Annotated in this window: 10 protein-coding genes; 5 read left to right on the top strand and 5 right to left on the bottom strand. The window is 32.6% G+C overall.

Going from position 1 to position 10,382, the window contains the following annotated elements; translation table 11 throughout:
* Positions 1-169: 169 nt before the first annotated feature.
* Entirely contained in the window at positions 170-802 is a 633-nt protein-coding gene (locus DER71_RS11245; RefSeq protein ID WP_255416569.1) for an aldo/keto reductase, read from the top strand.
* Between the two features lie 77 nt (positions 803-879).
* Here DER71_RS11245 and DER71_RS11240 read toward each other — a convergent pair whose 3' ends face one another.
* From DER71_RS11240 to DER71_RS11220, 5 genes are all read right to left on the bottom strand, one after another.
* Positions 880-2,820 carry a TRAP transporter permease gene (locus DER71_RS11240; RefSeq protein WP_114474643.1) on the bottom strand — a complete coding sequence of 647 codons (1,941 nt, stop codon included), beginning with the start codon at positions 2,818-2,820 and terminating at the stop codon, positions 880-882.
* Positions 2,813-3,310, bottom strand: coding sequence for a DUF1850 domain-containing protein (locus DER71_RS11235; RefSeq protein ID WP_114457797.1), 498 nt, complete (start codon positions 3,308-3,310; stop codon positions 2,813-2,815). The genes DER71_RS11240 and DER71_RS11235 overlap by 8 nt, the downstream gene beginning before the upstream one ends.
* A 122-nt stretch (positions 3,311-3,432) precedes the next feature.
* Complete coding sequence (locus DER71_RS11230; RefSeq protein WP_114474642.1) at positions 3,433-4,392, bottom strand: TAXI family TRAP transporter solute-binding subunit; 960 nt, start codon at positions 4,390-4,392, stop codon at positions 3,433-3,435.
* Between the two features lie 189 nt (positions 4,393-4,581).
* Positions 4,582-5,454: an AraC family transcriptional regulator gene (locus DER71_RS11225; protein ID WP_114474641.1), complete on the bottom strand. Its 873-nt coding sequence runs from the start codon at positions 5,452-5,454 to the stop codon at positions 4,582-4,584.
* A complete protein-coding gene (locus DER71_RS11220) occupies positions 5,451-6,650 on the bottom strand; it encodes an MFS transporter (RefSeq protein WP_114474640.1) in 1,200 nt (399 codons plus the stop codon). The genes DER71_RS11225 and DER71_RS11220 overlap by 4 nt, the downstream gene beginning before the upstream one ends.
* A gap of 514 nt (positions 6,651-7,164) precedes the next feature.
* Between DER71_RS11220 and DER71_RS11215 the strand changes: the two genes are divergently transcribed.
* The 4 genes from DER71_RS11215 to DER71_RS12580 form a co-directional block, all read left to right on the top strand.
* Positions 7,165-8,136 (top strand): tripartite tricarboxylate transporter substrate binding protein, encoded by a 972-nt coding sequence (locus tag DER71_RS11215; protein ID WP_114457793.1) that lies wholly within the window; start codon positions 7,165-7,167, stop codon positions 8,134-8,136.
* Between the two features lie 108 nt (positions 8,137-8,244).
* Positions 8,245-8,733: a tripartite tricarboxylate transporter TctB family protein gene (locus tag DER71_RS11210; RefSeq protein WP_114457792.1), complete on the top strand. Its 489-nt coding sequence runs from the start codon at positions 8,245-8,247 to the stop codon at positions 8,731-8,733.
* A 15-nt stretch (positions 8,734-8,748) separates the two neighbouring features.
* Positions 8,749-10,263 (top strand): tripartite tricarboxylate transporter permease, encoded by a 1,515-nt coding sequence (locus DER71_RS11205; protein WP_199505556.1) that lies wholly within the window; start codon positions 8,749-8,751, stop codon positions 10,261-10,263.
* 15 nt (positions 10,264-10,278) lie between these two features.
* Positions 10,279-10,382: ferredoxin family protein (locus tag DER71_RS12580; RefSeq protein WP_199505659.1), on the top strand; the 104-nt coding region annotated here is incomplete at its 3' end.

Here is a 10,382-nt window from a genome sequence, read left to right as displayed (position 1 = left end):
TTATTAGCTAAACATAATAATTGAAATTCAAAACCGTCTGCTATTTTCTCGGGGCAAGCCCACGAGGTTTGCTAGCAGACTATAACTTCTATCACATGCTGAGACGTATGAGGAGGTAGTAGAGCATGTCGAGAATGGCTTAACAAAATTAGGAATTTAATATTTCGACATATTTCATATCCATGCTGCCAGAGAGTCAGAGCCTTTTTCTAAAAGAAAAGAAGCTCTGCGTGCACTGATTGATCTGAAAGTAAAGGGTAAAATAAAAAATATTGGAATTGCCACCCACTATGTTGAAGTTGTAAAAAGGGCAGCAGAAAATGAGAATATTGATGTTGTTTTTGCAATTTATAATATAACAGGCAGAGGAATAGTAGATGGAAGCAGAGAAGATATGAGCTCAGCATTGAAGTATGCACACGATTCTGGCAAAGCTGTTTATGCAATGAAGCCTCTTGCGGGAGGTAATTTGATTGATGATATAAATGAGGCCTTTGAATTTGTTTTAAATAAAGAGTTTATAGATTCTATTGCAGTTGGAATGGTTGCAAAAGAAGAAGTGGATTTAAATCTAAAAATATTTGCCGGTGAAAAAATAACCGAGGATATGAAAATAGAAAAAGAGAAGAAAAAGCTTACTATATTGAATAAGCTGTGTATAAAATGTTTGAAATGCATAGAAACCTGTCCTAATTATGCACTTTCCATTGTTGATGATAAGGTTACAGTGGATCACGAAAAATGTATACTCTGTGGATATTGCAGTCCTGTTTGTCCCCAATTCTGTATTAGAATAACATAAACTTTTTAATTTGGAATCATAAACTCCGCCTGATAGATATTAAAAATATTTAGGCGGAGTTTTCTTATTTTATATATTTAATTTTCCCCTAATATTTCAGAAGTTGTGTTATCAGTTGTAAACTGCATAAAAATGACAATTGATAATATAGTAATGCCGAAAAGATCGGATTCCCAGCCTGGAAATAACAGGCCAACAGCACTTATTCCGAGCAGAAGCTGTTCAATAATTGTTGTTCTCCTTTTTAGATAGCCTAAAACCCCAGCAGAAAGTGCAAATACTCCAATAAGAGAACTCATTGTAATAATTATTACTCCTACCAGATTGGTATTTATTAGAAGTAAAGAGGGGGAATATGCAAAAATAAATGGAACAACAAAGCCTGCGAAGGCTAGTTTTACTGCTGTAAATCCTGTTTTAAGCGGATTGGATTCTGCAATTCCTGCTCCTGCATAGGCTGCAAGTGCAGCTGGAGGTGTCAGATCAGCAACAACTCCAAAATAGAGAACAAAAAGATGTGCTGCAAGTATAGGAACACCGAGTTCAGTTAAAGCAGGGGCGGCCATAGTGGCCAGAACTATATAAGTTGCAGTTGTCGGTAGACCCGTTCCTAAAATTGTACAGGCTACCATAGTAAAAAATAAAGCTAAGAATAAATTACCATGCGCAAGTGAAACTGTTATTGTGGTGAATTTAAGTCCCAGACCGGTTAAAGTTGTAGAACCTACTATAAACCCTACACTGGCACATGCAGCTGCAACCCCGAGAGCAGAAATGGCTCCTTCTTTTAATGTATCTATAAGATCTTTAAGGTTCATTCTTGTATCTTTTTTCAAAAAAGAAAGAGCAAAAGAGACAAGTATTCCTATATATGCTGCCCTTAATGGGGTATAACCTTTAAAAAGATAATAAAATATTATTACCAGAGGAAGAATCATATGGCCTCTATTTTTTAAGACATTTAATAATTTTGGAATTTGATTTTTATTCATACCTTTTAAACCCAATTTTTTGGCCTCAAAATGGACCATTAAACCAACAGAAAAATAATATAAAATTGCAGGTAAAATTGCTGCTTTGGCTATGTTGGCATATGGTACTCCAATAAATTCTGACATAATAAAGGCGGCGGCTCCCATTATTGGCGGCATTATTTGTCCACCGGTTGAAGCAGCAGCTTCTACTGCAGCAGCAAATCTCGGCTTATAGCCTACTCTTTTCATTAATGGGATTGTAAAAGAACCTGTTGTTACTGTGTTGGCAACTGAACTTCCAGAAATAGAGCCCATAAAACCACTGGAAATAACAGCAGCTTTTGCCGGGCCTCCGGTAGTTTTACCGGTTAATGCCATGGCCAGATCTATAAAGAGATCTCCTAAACCAGTCCTTTTAGCAAAAGAACCTAACAGTAAAAACAGAAAAATATATGTTGCAGATACTCCAAGTGGTATGCCAAAGATACCTTCAGTTGTAAAGTACATATGGCTGGCAATTCTGGACCAGGAATATCCTCTGTGTGCCAGCATGCCAGGCATCTGAGGACCATAATGAGCATATGCCAAAAAGAGAACAGATATAACTGGCAGTTCTGGCCCGATCACTCTTCTGGTTCCTTCCAGTACAACAATTATTGCAGTAATTGCCATAATATAATCAAGCTGTGTAAACATACCGGCTCTTCGTACTAATTCCTGATAGTTTATAAATATATATGAAGATATAACAATACTGAGTCCGGCCATAATGATATCAAAAAACAGGAATATTTTATTATTTTTTTTCCCTTTTACTGGTGGATAAAGCAGAAAAATAAGTGTAAATATAAATCCTAAATGTACGGATCTCTGTTTTAAAGCCAGTAATATTCCAAATCCCGCAGTATAGAGGTGGAATAGAGAGAGAGAAACAGCTATAATGGTAATTATTAATGCTGCTTTACCTCTGAAATTTCTATAATCAGCAGTTGGATCAAAATCTTTCAAAAGTTCATTTTCTTTTAATGGTGGTTTTTCAGACATTTTTTATCTCCTCCAGAATTTTTGAAAAGACCTTTTCTCTTTCAAGATATATTTTTAAGAGATTTTCATCTTCAGATAAACTATAGAGTTTATAAGTATTATCTGCATATATAAATTTATGTTCAGCATAACTGCTTACTCTAAGCAAAATTTCTGGTAATTGCTGATCAATATTATCTATAATAAATTTATCATTTTTTAATTTATAATCGTTTTTATTCAAAAAAGGTAAGCCGGCACCATACGATTGATATATGGTTTTTTTTAGATATATTTTTTCATTTTGAATTATAAAAATTTCAAAAACAGGTGTTCTTGCTACAGAATGATTATATTTAATTGTAAAAGAATCTGTATTTTTTACTGGTTCAGAAAAAATTAGATTATTCTTGTCCAGATCATAAATTTTTAAAGTTAAAACAGTGGAATTGAAATATAGCAATAAAATAAAAGAAATTATAATCATAAGTGCTGTAAAATATTTTTTCATAATGGATTATGACCGGGTATAGAAAACCCGGTCACCTCCCTTCCAACTCAAAAATTACTTATTCAGCTTAATTAAAATAGTCACTAAAATTCCATAAATCAACTTCAAAATTATAAAGATAATTATTCAACTTCATTAAAGTATTTTTCTGCACCAGGATGAAGTTTAACTGTCATACCATCTTTAGCATTTTCAAGTTTAATATCTTTTGCTCTGTCATGTGCATTGATAAGTGTATCGCGATTTTCGAAAATAGCTTTAGTAATATTATAAACAAGTTCTTCTGAAAGATCAGAATCTGCAACTAAAATTGCTTTTAAAGCAACAGTAGTAACATCTTTATTTAAACCATTATAAGTACCTGCAGGAACTGTTACACCAGTAAGATATGGATATTTGCCGTTTAAAGCTTTTATATCTGCTTTACTAAAATTTAGTAAAGAGATTTTCTGGGTGGCTGCAACATCCATAACTGCTGCAGTGGGTATACCTGCTGTTAAAAAAGCAGCATCTATCTGCCTGTCTTTAAGACGGCTTGCAGCTTCTCCAAATGATAAGTAATCTTCTTCGATATCATCATAACTCAATCCAAAAAAGTTTAGAATTTGGCTGGCATTAGCCTCAGCACCACTGCCGGGAGCTCCAACCGCTACTTTTTTTCCTTTTAGATCAGATATTTTTTCTATACCTGCATCTGCTCGAACTACAATCTGTATAACTTCGGGATATAGTGCGGTAATACCTGTCATATTTTTAACAGTATTTCCTTCAAATTGATTCTGGCCATTAACCGCATAACTGGCTATATCATTCTGCAGTATGGCAAGTTCAACTTCCTGATTATAAATTAATCTGCTGTTTGTAACAGAGGCACCTGTAGACTGAGCAGAAGCATTTACATTTTCTATGTTTTCATTCAGTACCTTTGCAATTGCACCACCAATTGGGTAATAAGTACCGGAAGTTCCTCCTGTAGCTATGGATAAAAATTTTGTTTGGGCCATAACACTTCCGGAAACAAAAAGACTAAAGACAGTTAAAAGACTGAGCATAACGAAAATCTTTCCTTTTTGATTAAACATTAATATCTACTCCCTTCTATTAATATAAATAAATTGAAAAATAGGTAAAAATAAACCTACTTAATTATATAATAAATTTTATTATAAATCAAGTATAAATATTTGTTAATATAAATAATATATTTGTAATTTGTAAATTAGATGGATTATTTTTTAAATTTGTTCAAAAAAAAGAGCAGTTTAACTGCTCTAAAAATTATTGCTGTTAATATTTCTGTATTGTGTTGGTGTAATACCATTAATAGTTTTAAACGTTCTTTCAAAATGATTTAAAGTATTGAAACCAACATTCATTGCAATATCAGTGATATTTAAATTTGTGCTGGTCAGCATTTTTTGTGCTTCAATTATACGTCTGCTGTTGATAAATTCTATGACTGTAAATCCAGTTTTCTTTTTAAAAAAGTGGCTCAAATAGTATTTGCTGATATATAAATTTTGAGCAATATCTTTTAGAGTAAGACCTCTTTTATAATTATTATTGATATATTCAATTATTTGGTGGAGTTTTTGGTTGGAAGAATCCACTTTTTGTTCAGGAAAATTATTTTTTTCTGTAAGTCTAAAAATTATAACAAACATTTCTAAAAGATAGGCATGAATAATTGACTGATATCCAGGCTGTTTTTTGGTTGATTCGAAAATTAATTTTTCTGTAATATATTTTAATTTGTTGTATTGAGAGTTGTTTAATTTTAAAGATTTAATATTTTTGTTAAAAATATACAGTGGATTAAAATCACTTTCAATATTGTTAAAATAACTTTTTAGAAAATTTTCTTTTATATGAATGATAAATCTATCGAAACTAGGGTTTTTTTCAGATATTTTTGGTCTGTGGATTTCTGATTCGTCAATTATAAAAATAGTTTTGTCCTGAATTTTATAATTCCTATTTTTTATAAAAAATCTTCCACAGCCGCTGTTTGTCAGCAGAAGCTCGTATGCATTATGGTAATGTTTGTCTCCTCTTAAAACTACTGGCTTTTTTCTGTGAGAAATAATAAAATCCTCTATAAGTAAACTAAAATCAGATTTACTGTGATCAATATCACTGGTCATAAGAACTCACTTCCTGTAATTTTACTATTCCTGCCGAGCGCAAATTTGTACCGCAAAATAATGACACCAATAAGGCATAATAAAAGAAACGAACTGGCAAGAATGAAAATAAATTTCAAATTCAAAACACTGTACATATAGCCAAATAAAAGAGCAAATATAGTGGTTGCAAAACTTACACTGGACTGCCAGATGCCTATGGAAAAGCCCCTTTTCTCCGGTTTTACAGTTTCAGCTGCAAGTGCATTTAAGATTGGGTTCAAAACCGTAAAGCCAATAGATATTAAAAAAACAAACAGAATAAGAAGATAAAAATTTGTTAAAAAAGGAAGCAGCATAATGGATACGGCAGGAATTATTACTCCTCCATAGACAAAAACCATTCTTCCATATTTATCAGATAGGCTGCCCATAATACCCCCAAATATTATCTGAGATAGACCTTTAACACTTAATATAAATCCAACAGCCCTCATAGAAAGACTTATTTCATTAAGATAAAGAGGTAGATAATTATCTGTCAAAATCATAATTGCAGAAATGGTAAATCCACTCAATATAACTATAAGGTATTCTGGATTTTTAAGCAGAATTTTAGTATCTTCAATAAAGCTGCTGTTTTTCTCTGGTTTTAAAGACTTTTGTTGCCCAACTAACTTTATTTCAGGCAGATTTTTTAGAAGAAAAGCATTTAAAAGAAATGATATTAACAGTATAATAAAAAGAGCATAATACCCCCAGAGGTCACTTGCTAAACCTCCTAAAACTGGGCCAATAAAAAATCCCATTCCAATTCCTGCAGTTCTAATTCCCAGATTTTTCCCGCGCTCTTCTGCATCCATTTCGGAAAAATAAAAGGCTGTACTGGCCATGAAAGCAGCTCTGCTTATTCCTGTTAAAAATTGAGCGGTACATAATATGAAAAAACTCCCCGGAAAAAAATAAAATATTACTCCAATTATAAATATAATATTTGATAATATAAGCACATTTTTACTTCCTATTTTGTCAATTAGAAAACCAATATAAATTTTGGTAAATCCACTGGGGAGGTTGTAAAAAAATATAATTTGGCCGATTAAAAATTGCGTTATACCAAATTCTTTAGCATAAATTGGAATTAATGGCAGAAAAAAGTAAGTCTGTGTTATCATTAGAACATGTAGAGCAAAAATAAATATCTTTTTTTTCTTCATATTATGTATCTTTCCTTTCTAAAATAAAATTATTATTGTAAGAATTCGCAAAAAAATTAGATAATCCTTTATTTTTTTAAACTTATACAACAATATATGCATGATTATTTACTATTGAACAATATATGAAAGGCATTCTTCGTCAAAATATTCTATTATATTAGTATAAGATAAAATATTCTAATAAGTAATCAATTATTTTAATTGCCGTCCTTTTGTTTGGCAAAACATTTGACAAAGAAATAATATATATTTTTATTGAGTGTATGAGCGAATAATTTAATGAATTTTCAGACAATAATGAAAAAGGAGATTACTATTATGAGTATTTTATATAAAATTCAGCTTATACAAGCTTCATTCTGCAGTTATATATAGTGTTATAATTTTTTATGTTTAAAAAATATAAAATATAATTAATATAAGGTAATAAGTTAGAAGGAGGTGGTTGTGAAATTATATCAGCTGGATGTTGTAGAACAAAGCACTAAAAAATTCAAGGGGGTTTCATTTTATGTTAAAGAAATCGAGAATTTTAGTAATGGTATTAATCATGGTTTTTGTGATTTCCAGTTTGTCCCTGGCGGCTTATCCAGAAAAGCCAATTAAGATGCTTATGGGTTTCAGTCCTGGTGGAGGTAGTGATGCACTTGCACAGTTAATTGAACCATTTCTACAGGATATTTTAGATACAAGTTTTGTTAATGAGTATAAGCCTGGTGCTACAGGAGCAATTGCCTGGACTCAACTGGCTTATGATACTCCTAATGATGGATATACAATCAGTGTAACAAACACTCCAATGCTTATGACTAACTATATTATGAATGAAGAAATAGTATATCATATTGATATGTTTGATCCTATTGCAAATATAGTAACAGACCCTGGTATTATGGTTGTACCAGCAGATAGTTCATTTGATACAATGGAAGAATTAATGGCATATGCTGAAGAGAATCCTGGAGAAGTTACTGTTGGCCATTCTGGTGTTGGTGGAGATGACTTTTTCTCGATGCTAATTCTGGAAAGAGAAACAGGACTTGACTTTCAGCTTATTCCCTTCACAGGTGATGGACCTTCATGGCAGGCAGCTATGGGTGGAAAAATTGATGCAAGCAGTAATAACGTAGGTATCACATATCCACAGGTTAAAGAAGGTAACTTAAAAGCACTTGCTGTTTATTCTGAAAAAAGATTGGACGCACTGCCAGATGTTCCTACAATGAAAGAATTAGGATATAATGTTGTTGCAGGTTCTTCACGTGGTATCAGTGGACCTAAGGGTATGCCAGAAGAAGCAGTAAATACATTAATAGCAGCTGTAGAAGAAATGGCCAAAGATCCTGAGTTCCAGAAGGCTGCAGCAGATAGAGCTATGAATCTTGATATTAAAACAGGTGATGAATATTGGGAATACTTACAGACTCAGTCTGAAATTTATGGTGAAATCTGGGAAAACGTTAAAGATCAGTACCAAAATTAAATAAAGCTGCATTAAATATTGAATATAAATAAAGGCATTTAAGACATAAAAATAGAAGGGATTTTTAAAAATCCCTTCTATTTTCTTAAAAGGAAGGTGACAATTGGCGTGAAATTGTTTAAAGCATTATGGAAATATTTTTTAACTGCTGCTGTGGTTTTAACAATGGCTGGAGTTTTTTACAGTAGAACCGGTAAATTACCCAGTATGGCTAAAAGATTTCCTGTTATTTTGATTTATATAATTGTATTTTTCACTATTTTAATGCTGGTGGAGCAAATTTTGAAATTTGTTAATAAGGATAAGCCTAAAAAGAAAAAAAAGAAAAAAATTGATTCTGAATTTACAGATGCTGTAGGAGAAATTGATTATTTAAAAGCGTTTATATTTGCAGTTATGATAGGAATTTATGTTTTCACTTTAAAAACTCTTGGTTATTTTATAGTTACACCAGTTTTTATAATAGCCTCATTTATGTATTTAAAATCAACAAGTTTAAGAAATACTATTCTTATAACTGTAGGATTTAATTTATTTGTTTATTTAGTTTTTGTTAAATTTTTAAATTTGCCGATACCGATGGGGATTCTTTCGTAGGAGGTATAAATTGAAATGATAATGGATAATATTTTATTTGGACTTACCAATGTAATACAGCCTTTTAATTTACTTTTGATTGCTCTCGGCACAAGTATCGGTTTATTTGTTGGTTCAATGCCGGGATTATCTGCTACAATGGCTATTGCAATACTGCTGCCTTTAACTTTTGGACTTGATCCTGCTTCAGGTATCAGCATGCTCGCATCACTATATATGGGAGCCATGTATGGAGGATCAATTGCAGCTATACTTTTAAAAACACCAGGTACACCGGCTGCGGCAGCTACAATTATGGATGGTTATCCGATGGCTCAAAAAGGTTATCCTGGTAAAGCTTTTGGTATATCATTAACTTCTTCATTTATTGGTGGTATGATAAGTGCACTTGTACTTTTGACTATTGCACCACTTTTGGGAAAACTGGCACTGGAATTTGGGCCTGTTGAGCTATTTGCGGTAGCTGTACTGGGAATGACTATCATTGGTTCTCTTGTTAGAGGTTCAACGGTTTTAGGACTTTTATCTGGTTCCATTGGGTTACTGTTAGCCTTAATTGGTATGGATCCAACAACTGGTACACCGAGATTTACTTTTGGTAATATGTACTTGTTTTCTGGGATTCCTTTTGTTGTAGCACTTATTGGCTTGTTTTCTATCCCACAGGCAATACATTTAATAGAACAGAAGTCTGCAATGAATAGCGGAGAAATTAATCCGATTGAAGATAAAATGCTACCAACTTTTAAAGAATTTAAAAAATTGATTGTTACAATTTTGAGATCTTCTGGAATAGGAGTAATTACTGGTTTAATCCCTGGCACTGGTGGAGACACTGCCTGCTGGTTTGCCTATAATGAAGCAAAGAGGTGGGCAAAAGATAAAACAGGATTTGGCCAGGGGAGGCCGGAAGGTATTGCCTCAGCAGAGGCAGCTAATAATGCTGTTGTTGGTGGTGCCCTGATACCAACACTAACACTTGGTATACCGGGTAGTTCATCTACTGCTGTTTTAATAGGTGGACTTATGGTACACGGCATTTTACCCGGACCAACTCTGATGACAGAACATGCTGATGTAACATATACATTAATATGGGGGCTATTTTTTGCTAATATATTTATGTTTATAATTGGCTTAATGTTTACAAGAGCAACAATATATGTAACTAAAATAGATAATAAAGTTATTGCGCCATTAATTGTAGTACTGGCTGTAGTTGGTTCTTTTGCAATCAATAATAGTTTTTTTGATGTTATATTGATGTTCATTTTTGGAATACTCGGCTATTTTATGAACAAAATAGATATGCCGACTGCTCCAATGGTAATAGGTCTTATTTTAGGTCATATGTTTGATACAAGCTTAAACCAGTCACTTTTAATGAGTAGAGGATCCTGGATGATTTTTTTGAGAAGTCCAATTTCTGCAATTTTACTTGCACTTGCACTATTTTCTGCACTGCAGTCAACACCTCTCTTTGGGTTGATTATTAAGACTTTCAGAAAAAAAGTGCTGAATAATAATTAGAAAAGGAGCTAAATTATGAGTAAAAGCAAAAACAAAGCAAAGATTGAGATCAATCAGGCATGGTGCAAAAGCTGCGGCATATGTGTGGACTTTTGCCCGACAGATGTATTAGAACTGGA

Origin of the sequence: Halanaerobium sp. DL-01, from assembly GCF_003338615.1 — a bacterium.
Taxonomy (GTDB): domain Bacteria; phylum Bacillota; class Halanaerobiia; order Halanaerobiales; family Halanaerobiaceae; genus QPJE01.
The sequence above is the reverse complement of the archived record's forward strand: the minus strand, read 5'-3'. Positions and strand labels throughout refer to the sequence as shown.

Coding starts and splice junctions, on each gene's coding strand:
- DER71_RS11240 (WP_114474643.1), bottom strand. CDS start 2,820: ATGTCTGAAAAACCACCATTAAAAGAAAATGAACTTTTGAAAGATTTT.
- DER71_RS11235 (WP_114457797.1), bottom strand. CDS start 3,310: ATGAAAAAATATTTTACAGCACTTATGATTATAATTTCTTTTATTTTA.
- DER71_RS11230 (WP_114474642.1), bottom strand. CDS start 4,392: ATGTTTAATCAAAAAGGAAAGATTTTCGTTATGCTCAGTCTTTTAACT.
- DER71_RS11225 (WP_114474641.1), bottom strand. CDS start 5,454: ATGACCAGTGATATTGATCACAGTAAATCTGATTTTAGTTTACTTATA.
- DER71_RS11220 (WP_114474640.1), bottom strand. CDS start 6,650: ATGAAGAAAAAAAAGATATTTATTTTTGCTCTACATGTTCTAATGATA.
- DER71_RS11215 (WP_114457793.1), top strand. CDS start 7,165: ATGTTAAAGAAATCGAGAATTTTAGTAATGGTATTAATCATGGTTTTT.
- DER71_RS11205 (WP_199505556.1), top strand. CDS start 8,749: ATGATAATGGATAATATTTTATTTGGACTTACCAATGTAATACAGCCT.